This window comes from Hyalangium sp. (genome assembly GCF_035629615.1).
Classification (GTDB): Bacteria; Myxococcota; Myxococcia; order Myxococcales; family Myxococcaceae; genus Hyalangium.
In genome coordinates this window covers 1-14,788 of sequence record NZ_DASPHO010000153.1, presented here as the reverse complement: position 1 = coordinate 14,788, position 14,788 = coordinate 1, and the positions used below count along the sequence as shown (strand labels likewise).

11 protein-coding genes and 1 pseudogene are annotated in these 14,788 nt (G+C 66.9%); 11 read left to right on the top strand and 1 reads right to left on the bottom strand.

The features are described 5' to 3' along the window. The 9 genes from VD972_RS07915 to VD972_RS07875 all read left to right on the top strand — a co-directional run. Nucleotides 1-264, top strand: a 264-nt coding sequence (locus tag VD972_RS07915) for a fatty acid desaturase family protein (RefSeq protein WP_324983174.1), incomplete at its 5' end; no start/stop codon positions are given. 91 nt (nucleotides 265-355) lie between these two features. Beyond that, nucleotides 356-2,383 (top strand): lipoxygenase family protein, encoded by a 2,028-nt coding sequence (locus tag VD972_RS07910; RefSeq protein ID WP_324983172.1) that lies wholly within the window; start codon nucleotides 356-358, stop codon nucleotides 2,381-2,383. A 22-nt stretch (nucleotides 2,384-2,405) separates the two neighbouring features. Beyond that, nucleotides 2,406-3,803: a cytochrome P450 gene (locus tag VD972_RS07905; protein ID WP_324983169.1), complete on the top strand. Its 1,398-nt coding sequence runs from the start codon at nucleotides 2,406-2,408 to the stop codon at nucleotides 3,801-3,803. Beyond that, complete coding sequence (locus VD972_RS07900) at nucleotides 3,800-4,666, top strand: fatty acid desaturase (RefSeq protein WP_324983165.1); 867 nt, start codon at nucleotides 3,800-3,802, stop codon at nucleotides 4,664-4,666. Before VD972_RS07905 ends, VD972_RS07900 begins: the two co-directional genes overlap by 4 nt. A gap of 38 nt (nucleotides 4,667-4,704) precedes the next feature. Beyond that, nucleotides 4,705-6,768, top strand: a complete 2,064-nt coding sequence (locus VD972_RS07895) for a lipoxygenase family protein (RefSeq protein WP_324983163.1) — start codon at nucleotides 4,705-4,707, stop codon at nucleotides 6,766-6,768. Nucleotides 6,769-6,783: 15 nt separating this feature from the next. After that, nucleotides 6,784-7,965, top strand: coding sequence for an alpha/beta hydrolase (locus tag VD972_RS07890; RefSeq protein ID WP_324983160.1), 1,182 nt, complete (start codon nucleotides 6,784-6,786; stop codon nucleotides 7,963-7,965). A gap of 191 nt (nucleotides 7,966-8,156) precedes the next feature. After that, complete coding sequence (locus VD972_RS07885) at nucleotides 8,157-9,476, top strand: hypothetical protein (RefSeq protein ID WP_324983158.1); 1,320 nt, start codon at nucleotides 8,157-8,159, stop codon at nucleotides 9,474-9,476. Next, the gene (locus tag VD972_RS07880) at nucleotides 9,473-9,934 is read left to right on the top strand and encodes a hypothetical protein (protein WP_324983155.1); all 462 of its coding nucleotides are present in this window, start codon (nucleotides 9,473-9,475) and stop codon (nucleotides 9,932-9,934) included. Before VD972_RS07885 ends, VD972_RS07880 begins: the two co-directional genes overlap by 4 nt. A 1-nt stretch (nucleotide 9,935) precedes the next feature. Further along, nucleotides 9,936-10,178: a hypothetical protein gene (locus tag VD972_RS07875; RefSeq protein ID WP_324983152.1), complete on the top strand. Its 243-nt coding sequence runs from the start codon at nucleotides 9,936-9,938 to the stop codon at nucleotides 10,176-10,178. Between the two features lie 64 nt (nucleotides 10,179-10,242). On the opposite strand, the gene VD972_RS07870 is transcribed toward VD972_RS07875, so the two are convergent. Next, nucleotides 10,243-11,997: a M1 family metallopeptidase gene (locus VD972_RS07870; RefSeq protein WP_324983177.1), complete on the bottom strand. Its 1,755-nt coding sequence runs from the start codon at nucleotides 11,995-11,997 to the stop codon at nucleotides 10,243-10,245. Nucleotides 11,998-12,112: 115 nt separating this feature from the next. On the opposite strand from VD972_RS07870, the gene VD972_RS07865 reads away from it, so the two are divergent. Further along, nucleotides 12,113-14,512, top strand: coding sequence for a 3-hydroxyacyl-CoA dehydrogenase/enoyl-CoA hydratase family protein (locus VD972_RS07865; protein WP_324983149.1), 2,400 nt, complete (start codon nucleotides 12,113-12,115; stop codon nucleotides 14,510-14,512). Nucleotides 14,513-14,596: 84 nt separating this feature from the next. Beyond that, a pseudogene (locus VD972_RS07860) lies at nucleotides 14,597-14,788 on the top strand (acetyl-CoA C-acyltransferase); the annotation flags it as partial.

The following is a 14,788-nucleotide window of genomic DNA, read 5'->3' as shown; positions in this document are numbered from 1 at the left end:
GGGAGCGCCAACTACCGCACGGGCGGGGACCTGAACGACTTCGCGCACCTGTGGCTGAACTACCAGATCGAGCACCACCTCTGGCCGGACCTGCCGATGCTCAAGTACCGCGAGGTGCAGCCGAAGGTGCGAGCGCTGTGCGAGAAGTACGGTGTGCCCTACGTGCAGGAGAGCGTCTGGACGCGGGTACGGAAGATGGTGGACGTGGTGGTAGGCAAGGCCTCCATGCGGAGGCTCGCGCCGGAGTGGACGACCTTCGTCTGATGTCAAGTCGCAACGCCGCGATTCCGGTGGATGTCTTGCAGTGAGCATTTCCGCCGACGTACCCTCTCGGCCCGTCACCGAAGGGGAATGAATGATTGTCGAGTACAAGCTCACGATTCGCACCAGCGCGCGGCTCGGGGCGGGGACGAACTCCGAGATCTCTGTCGTCCTGGTCGGCACGAAGGGCGAGAGCGAGCAGTACAAGCTGGACAAGCGTTTCCACAACGACTTCGAGGCCGGGGCGGAGGATGTCTACAACGTCAAGAGCCACGACCTCGGTGAGCTGCTGCTGCTTCGGATGACCAACGCCAGCGGCATCGCAGGCGACTGGCTCCTCGACTCCATCCAGGTCACCAGCAGCGGGCGGCTCTGGTTCTTCCCCTACTTCCGGTGGATCCTGAGTGACTCGACGGCCGAGGTCCTCGAAGGCACAGCGCGGCTGCCGCAGCAGGCCCGCAGCGAGCGCGAGGCGGCGGCCCGCCTCGCGCAGCTCAAGCTCCGCCAGCAGCTGTATGCGTGGCGCCCTGCCGAGGCGACCGCCCAACTGCCTGGCGCGCTCGACATCAGCAAGGAGCAGCCGCTCCCGAAAGACGAGCTCTACCGGAACCTGACCGAGGGCAGCTACGAGGCCGTCATCGCCAAGACGCTGGCGGCGATCAAGCTGAACCTGCCCGTGCTGGCCAGCGCGTGGAATGGGCTGGTGGACATCTTCGACTTCTTCAAGCGCATCGAGCTTCCCCAGCTCGCCCAGCGGTGGAAGGACGACTACGAGTTCGCGCGGCAGGCCGTCCAGGGGATCAACCCCATCCACATCCAGCTCATCACCGCCCTGCCACAGGGGCTCCTGCTCTCGGACAGAGAGCTCCACGGCCTCCTCTCGCCTGGCAGCTCGCTGGCGCAAGCCCTCGCGGCCAGGCGTGTCTTCCTGCTCGACTTCGAGATCCTGGACGGCATTCCGATGTTCCGGAAGGTCGACAAGGACGGTGCCGAAGAGCGGCGCTGGGCGCCGGCGTGCCGGTGCCTCCTGTACCTCGACGACACCCGTCAGCTCCGGCCCATCGCCATCCAGCTCGGCCGAGATCCGGAGCGGGATCCGGTGTTCACCCCGAATGACAGCGAGTACGACTGGCTCGCCGCGAAGATGTTTGTCCGCTGCAGCGAAGGGAACACCCACCAGATGGTGGGGCACGCGCTGCGGACACACTTCGTGGCGGAGCCCTTCGTCATGGCGACGATGCGCAACCTCTCGGATCCGCACCCTGTCTACAAGCTGCTGCGCCGCCACTTCCGGTACACCCTGGCGATCAACGAAGGGGCGCGCAAGGGCCTGCTCGCCGAGGGGGGTGTGTTCGACGACTTCATCGCCACCGGGGGACCCGACAAGGGGCACCTGGAGCTGGGCAAGAAGGGTTTCCAGCGCTGGAAGCTGACGGACAACGATCCTCGGCGAGACCTCGAGCGCCGTGGCGTCCTCGATCCCGCGGTCCTCCCGTACTACCCCTATCGGGACGACGCGCTGCCGCTGTGGGATGCGATCGAGGAGTACGTCGGCGGCGTACTCGGCCACTTCTACAAGTCCGACGCGGACCTCGTGAGTGACACCGAGATGCAGGCCTGGTGGGCCGATCTCACTGAGCGGGGACTGCCTCCCGACAAGCTTCCCTGCGCGGAGCTGGTGCGCGTCGCGGACCTCGTCAACATCCTCGCCACCGTCGTCTTCACTGTCAGCGTCCAGCACGCCGCGGTGAACTATCTCCAGTATGAGCACTACGGCTTCGTGCCGAACGCGCCGCTGTGCGTGCGCCAACCGCCGCCGACGAAGAAGGGGGAGATCGGCCCGGACGACATCACCGCGATGATCCCGACCCGGTCCCAGACACTCTGGCAGATTGCCATTGGACGAGCGCTCTCCAGCTTCGGGGATGACGAGGAGTACCTGCTCCACGAAGGTGGGTGGCGTGAGGACTACTTCCAGGATTCCCAGCTGGCCGCCATCCTCGAGCGGTTCCATGGCCGGCTGCGGACCCAGCTCGCCGCGGTGAAGGCCCGCAACGCGCAGTCCGAGGTGCCTTACACCGTCCTGCAGCCCGACAAGATCCCCTGCGGGATCACCGTCTGAGCAGCCTCCAAGGAGATCTCCTTTGCCGAACCTGCTCTCTCGCAGCCTGTTCAATCTGTTTTTCGGAGCCCGGCGCAGAGCCCTGGGGAAGCTGCCCGGGCCGCAGCCTGGTGTGCTCGGCACCATCGGGGACTTCCTCGGTCACGCCCCCTGGGACGTCTGCGCGCGGTATGGACGCGAGTACGGGGGCATCACCCTGATCTGGATGGGCCCCAGCCCGGCCCTGGTGCTCAACGATCCCGCGCTCATCGAGGAGGTGCTCGAATCCCGCCGGCTCGAGTTCGAGAAGGGCGCCGTCATCGAGCAGGTCCGGCCGACGGTGACGGACGACACGCCCTTCATCGCGAAGCAGGGCGAGGACTGGGCCGGGAAGCGCCGGGTCGATCCCCTCGCTCAGCCATGGTCCGAAGACTGGATAGCCGCCCAGGTGGGCCCGCTGCAGGCGGCGGTCGCGGAGTCCGTGGATGCGCTCATCCGGGAGACGTCGATCGATCTCACCCCCGCGCTGCGCCGGCTGACCTTCGACGCCTTCGCGGTCGTCACGGTGGGCGAGAAGCTGCCCACCTCGATGTTCGACGACTTCATGCTGCTCGCCAAGGGCGCTGACGCTCGAATCCAGGCGAAGCTCCCCCTGAAGTTCGTCTCCCTGCCCAAGGGCTTCGAGGCCGCTCGAGCCCGCTTCTATGGGCACTTCGCCGAGCGGGTCAGCGCGGAGCGCCGGGCCCCGAACCCGAGCGCGGTCCACCTGCTGGCACGGACGCTGCGCGAGATGCCCACCCTCCAGGACCAGGTGCTGGCCCACCTCCTCGGGGGGTTCTTCTATGGTGGCGTCTTCTCGTCGAGCACCATCCTGGTCGGCGCCTTCCACCAGCTCCAGAAGCACGCCAGCGCCGAGGAGCGTCTCGCGGCCGAGGCCGCCACGCTGGCCAGCGGCGCACTGACCCTCGAGCGGTTGCGAGACGCGCGCTGGACCGAGGCTGTCGCGTATGAGGCGTTGAGGATCCTTCCGGCGGTCCGCATCGTCACCCGCACGCCCTCCGCCGATACGCAGCTTGCTGGCGTCACGCTGCCCGCGGGGACGACGATCCTGATCTCGAACCAGCACCTGCACCGCGATCCGGCCTACTGGCCCCACCCGGACACCTTCGATCCCGCTCGATGGCTGGACGGCGGCGTGGCTCGAGACCCTCTCGGAAGCGGTCACTTCTTCCCATTTGGCCGAGGCCCGCGCGCGTGCGTGGCGGGCGCCTTCGCGATCATTTACCTGCAGACGGCGCTGGCGACGATCGCCGCTCGCGCGAAGGTCCATGTGGATTCGACGGCCCCCTTCGAAGAGGGGTTCTTCTTCGGGGTGGTCCTCCCGAAGGGTGTCACTGGGAGGCTCGTCTCTCGCTCCAACTCCTCTGTGAAAGCTGCATGACCTTGTTCCGGCATCCCAAGGATCGCATCCCCGTCCTGCTGTTTGTGTGCGTGTTCGCGCTCGACCTGACGGTGTACTTCACGGCACGCAGTGCATGGCTCCCTGTCCTGTGGCTCCTCTTGGGGGCGATCCCCAAGGGGTGGATCAGCGCTTGGAATCACCACCACCAGCATGTGCCGATGTTCCGCCAGGCCCTCCCCAACCGCCTCCTGGAAGTGGTGTTCGGCTTCCAGACGGGGGTGATCTCGCACGCGTGGTTCCTGCATCACGTGCTCGGCCATCACCGCAACTACCTGGACCAGGAGAAGGACGAGGCGCGCTGGAAGCGCCGTGATGGCACGGACATGGGGGAGTGGGAGTACTCTGTCCTCACGACACTCCTGGCCTATCCGCGAGCGTTCCTCGTGGGGCTGCAGCACCCGCGAGTCCTGCGCCTCTTCCTGGGGATGGGCGCGCTGCAGCTGACGCTGCTCGGCCTGCTGTTCTGGCACGACTGGTACAACGCGCTCTTCGTCTTCCTTCTGCCCATGTGCCTGTCCCTCTACCTGAGCGTCTGGGCCACCTATTTTCACCATGTGGGGCTCGAGGTGACGGAGCACACCCAGGCCTCGTACAACATCCTGCACAGGGGCTATAACCTGATGACGGGCAATCTCGGCTACCACACCGCGCACCACGCCCGTCATGGCCTGCACTGGTCGCAGCTGCCGGAGCTGCACGCGCAACTGGCAAGGGACATTCCGCTCACGCACTACCGTCAGCCGGGCATCCCCTTCGTGTGGTTCGGCGCGGAGGCCAAGGTGGAGCTGAGCCCCGCAGAGGCCGAGGCTCTCGCTGAGTGCAGTCCTACCGCGCGCACCTGAGTGGGATCGGGCCGCCCACTGACTCGAGGACTTGGGTGATGCTCGCCGCACTGAGACGCCTGCTGTCGACCCTGGGGTTCAAGAACCAAGACGTCGAGCCGGACCTCCTCGAGCCCGACGAGCTGGCCAGGTGGTACTCGAGCCTGGGAGCTGACGAGCGCGTAGCCGTCAGCCGCGAGCTGGCCCCGCGTGTCCGGGCCCCCCGGGCGCACCGGGATCCCGCCACGCTGCCGGCCGTCGCCACCGGACGCCTGGTCTTCGAACAGGACGGCCCCCAGGGGCCCATCCCGCTGCACCACCTCAAGGTGGAGCTGTGGGACCGGGATCCTGCCTCTCCAGATGACTTCCTGGGCGAGGGTTTCACGGACGCCGAGGGGCACTTCGCGGTCCGGTATGATCCCGCCGACGCGGGGGCGGGGGACCTGCCGGACCTGGAGCTTCGCTTCTTCGAGCCGCAGCACACCTTCCGGAAGGACGGGCGCGTGGTGGAGTCCTGGCGGCGCATCGGTGCGGAGCGGGGCCCCGAAGATCACGGCGGGCTCCACTACGACTTCGGCACCCTCCGACTGCCCTACTGGGAATACGATCCGGCGACACCCCTGGCCCGGCTGCTCGTCACCGAGGAGGGGACTCCGCCGACGTCCTATGCCCCCGGGCGAGCCATGGCGATGCTGAAGGCGGTCGCCCCCATCGAGCTCGTCAAGCGCCGGCACCTGCTCCAGGTCAGCCTCGGTCGAGCCCCCAGCGTGGCCGATCTGCAGGCCGACTACCCGGAGTCGATGACGGTCCGCATGGAGCGGCAGGCGCCGGGCTCCTCCCGCAGCGATGCTTTCTTTGGCGACCGCCTGCTCAACGGCATGTTCGCGACCGTCATGGACCGCGATCCCGAGGTGCCCGGCGACCCGACGGCGTTCCGGCTCTATCATCCCTGGAACGCCTACGAGCAGGACGGCATCCACTGCCTGCCCGACGTCGACGTGAGGCTGCGGCTGGTGGACGGCAAGGTGCTGCCCGTGCGCATCGTCCTGGGGCTGCGGGAGCCGGGGGTGACTGCGCCCGGCTCGCCGGTGACACGCCGCTCCTTCACGCCGGCGGATGGCGCCGCCTGGGAGGCCGCCAAGCGCATGGCACGGGTGAGCGCGACGCTGGACACCGAGCTGGGCAACCACCTCGGGCAGTGCCACTTCAACGTGGAGCAGTACGCCATCGCGGCGCACCGGAACCTGCGGCGCAACCCCTTGCGCTGGTTGCTCATGCCCCACCTGCGGGAGGTGGTGCTGATCAACCAGTCCGCCAACGGGTTCCTGATCGGGCCGAACGGTTACATCACCCGTGCTGGCGCGTTGACCCCGAGGGGGGTCGAGACGCGGCTGCAACACCTGATGGGCAGCTACGACTGGCGGGGCTTCACGCCTGCGGCGCCCGTGTGCGAGGGGCACCGCTACGCACGCGCGGCGCAGCTGTTCTGGCGGATGCTCGGCGAGCACGTCGACGCCTTCTTTGCCGAGCACGGCGGCGAGGTGGAGGCGCAGTGGCGTGAGGTGCGCCGCTTCTCGGACGAGCTCGTGGCCCACTCGGTGCCCGCCTTCGTGTGCCGCTATCTGCGGGCACGGGTGCCGGGGAAGGACGCTCCGTGGTTCGAGCGCTCCGAGCGCATGGACCTGGACGAGAAGGCTGCCGAGCCGCCGCCGAAGGCTGTCAGCGCGGTGACTCACACCGACGCCCCCCAGCCCGGAGAACGGGAGGCGCTCAAGGAGCTCTGCCGCTACGTCATCTTCTTCGCGACCTTCCGGCATGCCTGGGCCAACAACCTCCAGTGGGAGGACGCTGGCGAGGTGCTGTACTCCTGCCTGGGGCTCCGCTGGGGGAAGGGCGGAGTGCTGGTAGCCGAGGACGACCCGGACGTTGCCCCGTCGGCGAACGAGGCCACCGAGATGCTCTGGATCTCCTGGATGCTGTCGAAGACCCACTACGGCTTCATCCTGGCCAACGAGGAGGACGACGTGCATCCACGGCTGGTGGAACTGCTCCGTGCCCGCGCCTCCGAGTTCTCCGCGCTGGGCCTGGACGTCAGGACGATCAGCTCTCGAATCAATATCTGAGCTAACGTTTCACTCGTGGAACACCTCGACAGCGTGCGACTGCTGCTGGCCGGTCTGGTCTTCGGGCTCGGGCTGCTGGGCCTCTTCAAGGCGCCCTTGGGCTTCCTCTGGAAGCCCGCCGTGGCCGCGACCGAGTGGGGCCACCTGCTGGTCTTCTTTCCGCTCTTCTTGTTGCTGCTGCCCGGTGGGGCAAGCGCCAGCGGCTGGGTCGGGTTGGGTCTGACCGCGCTTGCCGCGCTCCTCCTGCTCTCCTCGCTGGGCCGCGCCCTCAGGTACACAAAGGGATTGGAGGAGCGGTTTGCGGCGGCCTTCGGTCCAGTCCGGCTTCCCGCGCTTCCCGGGGCTCCGGCTCGGCCTGCGCCCCTCGTCCTGAGCCAGCTCTTCTCGGTGTCCACCCCTGCGGTGGTACCCACCCGGCACCTCTACCGGGAGATCGAAGGCCGCGCCCTGCACTTGGATCTGTACCGAAGCGCTGAGGCTCCTCGGTCGCAGCCCCTCGTGGTGGTGATCCACGGAGGCTCCTGGAACAGCGGAGACAGTACCCAGCTGGGTTGGCTGAACGGGTACCTCGCCGCCCGCGGTATGGCCGTCGCCGCGATCAACTACCGGCTCGCGCCTCACCACGTCTTCCCGGCCCAGCACGAAGACGTGCTCGCCGCCCTGGGGTGGCTGAAAGAGAACGCCTCCCGTCTGGAGCTCGATGCCTCCCGGATCGCGTTGCTTGGGCGCTCTGCAGGGGGCCAACTGGCCCTCCTGGCGGCGTATACGACGCGCGATCCGGCGATCCGTGCAGTCGTCTCGCTGTATGCGCCCTCGGATCTCAACTGGGGCTGGAACAACCCCACCAACCCTTGGGTCCTGGACAGCCCCAAGACCCTGAGCGAGTACCTGGGAGGAACACCCGCCCAGGTGCAGGAGCGCTTTGACGCCGCTTCACCCATCGACTTCGTGAACCCCGGCTCGCCTCCAACGCTGCTGCTCCATGGGACCCGAGACGAGCTGGTCTTCGTCGAGCAGAGCCGGCGTCTCGCCAGGCGCCTGAAGGAGGCCAACGTCCCCCACGTGGAGCTCGAGTTCCCCTGGGCAACCCATGGCTGCGACGCCAACCCCGCTGGCCCTGCAGGACAGATCACCACCTGGGCCGTGGAGCGCTTCCTCGCCGTTGCCTTCCACGACGCTCCGGCGAAGGCGGCCTGAGCCGACGGCCCGATCTCGGCAGCGCCAGGTGCAACTCCACGCCCCCTCTGCCAGAGGGCGACGTTGTGCCTCGGGCTGCTCGACACAGGAACTTTGCTCGTGGGAGACTCCAGAGCGAGAGGCGGAAGATGACGAAGGTCGGCTTTCGGGCACGACAAGCTCGATCAGGGACGCTTCCTCATCACGAAGCGATGCGGTCCCTGCCCGCACTACTCGCGCTGATGGCGCTGGGGTGGATGACCGGCTGTGCGACCAGCGGTGTGGCTGGCCAGCACACCACCGTTGAGCACGGAGGAATCCCCGCCGATCATTCGCAGGATGGCGGTGGGTTTGGCTTCTGGAAGCAGGGGGATGACTTCCAGATCCTGCAGCAGTCGGCGGGGCTGGAGGAGGACTCCTGGCACAAGGAGGGAGAGGAACTAGAGACTGATGACGCGCAAGCGCTATGGGAGGTGCTGGCGCGCACGCGGACGACTCTCCAGAGTTTCGGCCCGCACCGCTCCCTCGTCTTCGTGCTGCGCCAGGTGCTCACCCGCGATGAGGACGTGCCTTATGCCCAACTGTTGGAGCGCCTGCGTCCCTTCCACTTCCTGGTGGTGATGCGTCCTGACGGCTACTTGGTCAGCGCCCTCAATGGAAGATCCCTCCAAAGGATGGGGATGGGCCGTGTGGAACTGCGCGAAGGCAGGCTCATGGCGGGCGCCTTTGAGGTGGGGGCTTTCTACAGGGACAAGGGCGGCGTCTTCTATACCGTGAACGACTCTCTGAGCCAGCCTGGGGCCATGGTGGGGGAACTGGGTCTAGAGCGTGACTGGTTCAACGCAGCTCTCGATGGCGGCGGTGACGCACTGGGTGAGATGGCGCAGGCTCTGGCCCGGTTCGTCGACGACCCCATTCGAAGTCTCCAGGGCCTCAACCAGCTGCCGTCCGCGGTGGCTGCCCTCATTGCGTCCTCGCCTGACTACTTCGCCCGCTACTCCGCCCTGCCGTTGCAGGAGCAGATTCGGGAGGCCGCCCGGCTGTCCACGCACCTGGTGATGCTCTACGGCAGCGCAGCCGGTGCAGTCACGCGCATCGGCACGGCGGGTGCCAAGCTGCCGGTGCTGTCCCTCACGGCGGAGGGGGGGCTGGCGATAGAGCAGGTGGCGCTGCCCGTGGGCGCCACGGCGGCGGCGGTGGGGACAGGAGCTGGTGCTATCTACGTCCTCATGGAGTCCCCAAAGGCTCCAGATGAAGGCGGTCAGGGGCAGGTATCTGGTACCGCAGAAGGGGGCGAGAAACTGACGCCACAGCAGGAGCGTGCGATCCAATCGCTTGAGAGGCAGATTCGAAAGCATGAGGAGAAGCTGAAAGACTTCCGGAAGGACCCGACCCCCAGACCCGGTACGGAGAACCTCTCGGCGGAGATCCAACAGAAGAGCATCGAGGGTCGCATCCGGCACCTCGAACGTGAGATCGAGACGTTCAAGAGAAATATCGAGAAGATCCGGCAGGGAGGCGGGCAGGAATGACCATCACGCTTGCCAGCGGAGTCGGGATCGACGTTCAGCCGCTCGATGCCGTGGTGCGCGCCGCTGCTTCGATCGAAGCTGAGGCCCTCATCATTCCAGCTGATGCTCTGAGAGACACTGGAGTACTCAGCAGCGTGGCTCAGAAGCTGACAGGGAGCAGGTGCGTGGTGGTAGCAGTTCTCGGCCCTGAGGCTGAGCACGTGCATGACGAACTTGATGAGCTACTCGTGGGTGACGGGACAAATGTGGAGTCCCTGCCGACTACCACCTGGCACGAGGACGAAGAGGCTGAGGATGTCCTGAGGTTGGTTGAACAGATGGTGTTGTCCTCAGGGGCGGGACCCAGGCCAGGCTCGATCCTGGTGACTACCGCGTCTGCGACCGCTCCGACCGATTTGCCTGAACTGCTTCGGCTCCTCGCGGTCGGGCTTCACACCCCTAAACCAGCGGGAGGTTGACATGAGGCCGACTGATCAGATCACTGTCCGCGAGGCGTATGCCGCGATGCACCGCTACTTGGAGAGGCTGTACGAACTCGCTGGCGCGGATGAGCTGGGCGGGCTGCTGGGGTCCATGTCCCTACTCCCAGATGGCCAGACGGCTGATCCGACAGCCTGGACAGACTGGATTCAGGCCGTTGAAGAGATCAGGGCGGGTCGTGGCAATCTCCAGCTTGAGCTAGAGCCGGGCACGGATGACTGACGTATCAGCCGCATCCGAGGTGCGACGTGCCCGGGTATAACGATGATCGCGATGCCATATCAGCTCACGCCCTGCTGAGGATGCCCTCGATGCCCTGACGGGCGATGGGGTGGTAGCGCTCGGCGTACTTCTGGAAGATCTCTCGCGCCTTGCCCCGGTACTCGCTGGTGGAGTGCAGAGTGCTGTAGAGCGGCTTGAGGTACTTCATTCGGCCCACCTCGCCCAGGAAGGACTCGGCGCGCTCGAGCGCGGGGGCGTAGCGGGCTCTCAGCGCCGCCACCAGCCACGACACCAGCACCTCCGAGTTGGTGCTCTTCGTGAAGTGGAAGCGCTCGTCCAGCGCCCGGATCGTTTCGCGCGGGGTGTCCGTCGGCAGCCACTCGAGGAAGAGCTGCCACTCGGCGGGCGTCCAGTCCCTCACCGCCTCGGCAGAGGGCACTGTGCCCTTGAGGCGCTGGAGCCCCTCCAGCCTGCTCGAGCGGAGCGAGGGCGCAGCGGGGGGGAGCCCCGGTTGGTGAAGGTACGCCTCGGCGTTCACCTGGACCAAGGCCCCAGGCAGCTCGCGCTCGGTGAAGGCCACCCAGTCCTCCGTGGTGAGCGCGCGGAAGCGGAACGTGTCGATGTAGCGCTTCAGGTACGCATCGAAGGCCTGACGCCCCACCGCTTCCTCCAGGGCACAGAGCAGGAGGTAGCCCTTCTCGTAAGGCACTTGCGAGAAGACTTCGTCCGGGTCGATCCCCGTGAGGTGGGTGCGCAGCACCGTGTGCTGCGGGTGGGCGCGGAAGTGCTCGATCGCCGTCTCCAGCGAGCGGCGGCCCAGCGCGGCGTGGAGCGCCGTCACCTCCTTGCCCTCCAGCGCCTCGAGGATGCGGCGCTCGGCGAACACCGTGAAGCCCTCGTTGAGCCAGAAGTGCTCGGCGGAGGCGTTGGTGACCAGGTTGCCCGTCCACGAGTGCGCCAGCTCGTGCGCCACCACGTTCACCAGGCTCTTGTCCCCGGCCAGCAGCGTGGGCGTGAGGAACGTCAGCCGCGGGTTCTCCATGCCGCCGTAGGGGAACGAGGGGGGCATGGTGAGCAGATCGAAGCGCTCCCAGTCATACGGGCCGAAGAGGGACTCGGCCACCCGCAGCATGGCGTCCACATCCTCGAACTCGGCGGCGGCGTCCTCGAGCAGCTCCGGCTCGGCCCACACGCGCGAGCGAGGCCCCAGCTCCTTGGACGTCAGGCTCCCCACCGCGAAGGCCAGCAGGTACGGAGGGATGGGCTGGGGCATCTCGTAGTGCTCCACCGCCTCCACCCCGGGCTCCTCGCGGCGCACGAAGCCCGCGGCCATCACCGCCTTGAGCGCCTTGGGAAGGGTGAGCGCCGCCTTGTAGCGGACGCGGATCCGCGGCGTGTCCTGCAGGGGGATCACCGAGCGGGCATGGATGGCTTGGCACTGGCTGAAGAGGAACGGGTGCTGGCCGCCCGCCGTCTGCGAGGGCGTGAGCCACTGCAGCGCGCTCGCCTCAGGAGAGGTGCGATAGCGCACCGTGAGCTGGCGCAGGCCCGCGGGCAGCTCGATGCGCAGCCGGCTGCCCAGGATGGGCTCCGCGGGGGCCAGCTGGAAGGGCAGGGGCTTGCCCTGGGCGTCCACCACTGCACGGATGTCGAGTTCCCGGGTATCCAGATCCAACGGACCTGCGGACGCCTCCTTGAGGGTGAGGGTCACCTCCGCGTGCAGCCTTCGGGTCCGGAAGTCCACACGGGCCCTCCAGTCCAGGGTTTCGGTCTCGGGCTGAGTGCTTTCGTTGTACGAGTGCGGGTCGAGGCGGGGCATGGCCCGGGGGTTGTAGTCGCAAGGGCCACCCCCTGGCGAGATGACTCGATTGACTTTCGGGTCAAACGCCGACATTTGTGCAGTCCCCTCTTCCCCAAAAAGGGAGCTTCTCTCGATGACGACGCGGATCCGCAAAGTGGCAGTCCTGGGCGCTGGCGTGATGGGCAGCGGCATTGCCGCGCACCTGGCCAATTCGGGCGTGCGCGCGCTGCTGCTGGACATCGTCCCGCCCAAGGCGGCGCCGGGCGAGGACACCTCCTCCAAGGCCTTCCGCAACAAGTTCGTGCTGGGCGCGCTGGCCAACATGCGCAAGCAGCGCCCCAGCCCCATCGTCTCCGAGCAGGTGTTCACCGCCATCGAGGTGGGCAACTTCGATGACGACATGGCCCGCATCGCCGAGTGCGACTGGGTCATCGAGGTGGTGAAGGAGGACATGGCCGTCAAGCAGGCCCTGTTCGCCAAGGTGGAGCAGCACGCGCGCAAGGGCGCGATCATCAGCTCCAACACCTCGGGCCTCTCCATCGCCGGCATGCTGCAGGGCCGCGGGGCCGACTTCCGCAAGAACTTCCTGGTGACGCACTTCTTCAACCCGGTGCGCTACATGAAGCTGCTGGAGCTGGTGGCCGGCAAGGAGACGGATCCGGAGGTGGTGCACCTCATCCACCGCTTTGGCGAGGAGGTGCTCGGCAAGGGCATCGTCTACGGCAAGGACACCACGAACTTCATCGCCAACCGCATTGGCGTGTACGGGATGATGCGGACGATCTCCTCCATGCGCGAGGCGGAGATGACGGTGGAGGAGGTGGACAAGATCTTTGGCCCGGCCATGGGGCGGCCCAAGTCCGCCGTGTTCCGCACCGCGGACATCGTCGGCCTGGACACCTTCGTCCACGTGGCGAAGAACTGCTACGACACGCTCACCCATGACGAGCGGCGCGACACCTTCGCCATCCCCGACTTCCTCCAGAAGATGGTGGAGAAGGGGATGCTGGGCGACAAGAGCGGCTCGGGCTTCTACAAGAAGTCCAAGGGCGGCGGCGGGGATGGGGAGAAGGAGATCCTCGCGCTGGATCTGAAGACGCTCGACTACCGGCCGCAGAACAAGGTGCGCTTCGAGTCGCTGGGCGCGGCCAAGGACGTGGAGGACGTGCGCGAGCGTGTGGCCCTGGTGATGAAGGGCCAGGACAAGGCCGCGAAGTTCGCCGAGCGCGTCACGCTGGACGTGCTGGCGTACTCCAGCCGCCGGATTCCGGAGATCGCGGACGACATCGTCAACATCGACCGTGGCGTGCGGTGGGGCTTCGGCTGGGAGCTGGGCCCCTTCGAGACGTGGGACGCGTACGGCGTGCGCGCGGGCGTAGCGCGGATGAAGGAGCTGGGCATCGAGCTGGCCCCGTGGGTGGAGCAGATGCTGGCGGCGGGCCGCGAGTCCTTCTACGGCGTGCAGGACGGCCGCGACACCTACTGGGACATTCCGAGCAAGTCGGTGAAGCCGGTGCAGGAGAACGCGCGCACCCAGCGCGTGGAGTACCTCAAGCGCGGCAACAAGAAGATCGCCGGCAACGAGAGCGCCTCGCTGTGGGACATGGGCGATGGTGCCACGCTGCTGGAGTTCCACTCGAAGATGAACTCCATCGACGATCAGATCATCGCGATGATGAACAAGGCCCTGGACGAGACGGAGAAGAACCACCTGGGCCTGGTGATCGGCAACGATGGGGCGAACTTCTCGGCGGGCGCCAACATCATGGCGCTGCTGATGGCGGCCAAGAGCGACGACTTCGACTCCATCCGGAAGATGGCGGCCTCGTTCCAGGCGGCCAACCAGCGCATGCGCTACAGCCCGGTGCCGGTGGTGACGGCGCCCTTCAACCTCACGCTGGGCGGCGGCGCGGAGGCGGCGATGGGCGGCAACGCCATCCAGGCCTCGGCGGAGCTCTACATGGGCCTGGTGGAGGTGGGCGTGGGCCTCATCCCCGGTGGTGGCGGCACGATGCAGCTGATGCGCAACGTGTACGGCAACTACGCCTCGGACAAGGACTTCGACCCGCTGCCCTTCCTCAAGAAGGTGTTCCTGGCGATCGGCACGGCGAAGGTGGCCACCAGTGCGGAGGAGGCTCGGGAGCTGGGCTTCCTGAACGCCAGCGATGGCATCAGCGCCAACCGGGACTTCCTGCTCGCGGATGCGAAGCAGCGGGCGCTGGGCATGGCGAAGTCAGGCTTCCGGCCGCCGCGTCCCACCCGGTTTCGCCTCGCGGGTCCGAGCGGCGCGGCCACCATCGACATGATGCTGTACGACATGCAGCTCAACAACCAGATCTCCGCGCATGATCGGAAGATCGGCCAGAAGCTGGCGCGGGTGCTGACGGGTGGGGACACCAGCCCGACGGCACTGCTGACCGAGGAGCAGCTGCTGGAGCTGGAGCTGGAGGCGTTCCTCAGCCTGACGGGTGAGGAGAAGACCCAGGAGCGGCTCATGTTCATGCTGGAGAAGGGAAAGCCGCTGCGGAACTAGCGCGCGGGCTTTATCCAACGTTCCAGAGCGATTTCAGATGAAGACCTTGACTGCCTGGACGCTGTCCAGGCGAGGAGACGAAAGATGGCCGGTCGAGTCGTGATTGCCAGCGCGGTGCGGACCCCGTTCACCCGCGCGCACAAGGGAGAGTTCAAGGACACACGGCCGGACACGCTGGCGGCGCTCGTCATCAAAGAGGCCGTGGCGCGAGTGCCGGGGTTGAAGCCGGAGGAGGTGGAGGACGTGATCCTCGGCTGTGCCATGCCGGAGGGCGAG

Excerpts from the sequence above, each read along its gene's own strand:
- VD972_RS07880 (WP_324983155.1), top strand. The coding sequence starts at position 9,473 with ATGACCATCACGCTTGCCAGCGGAGTCGGGATCGACGTTCAGCCGCTC.
- VD972_RS07895 (WP_324983163.1), top strand. The coding sequence starts at position 4,705 with ATGCTCGCCGCACTGAGACGCCTGCTGTCGACCCTGGGGTTCAAGAAC.
- VD972_RS07875 (WP_324983152.1), top strand. The coding sequence starts at position 9,936 with ATGAGGCCGACTGATCAGATCACTGTCCGCGAGGCGTATGCCGCGATG.
- VD972_RS07910 (WP_324983172.1), top strand. The coding sequence starts at position 356 with ATGATTGTCGAGTACAAGCTCACGATTCGCACCAGCGCGCGGCTCGGG.
- VD972_RS07870 (WP_324983177.1), bottom strand. The coding sequence starts at position 11,997 with ATGCCCCGCCTCGACCCGCACTCGTACAACGAAAGCACTCAGCCCGAG.
- VD972_RS07865 (WP_324983149.1), top strand. The coding sequence starts at position 12,113 with ATGACGACGCGGATCCGCAAAGTGGCAGTCCTGGGCGCTGGCGTGATG.
- VD972_RS07900 (WP_324983165.1), top strand. The coding sequence starts at position 3,800 with ATGACCTTGTTCCGGCATCCCAAGGATCGCATCCCCGTCCTGCTGTTT.
- VD972_RS07885 (WP_324983158.1), top strand. The coding sequence starts at position 8,157 with ATGCGGTCCCTGCCCGCACTACTCGCGCTGATGGCGCTGGGGTGGATG.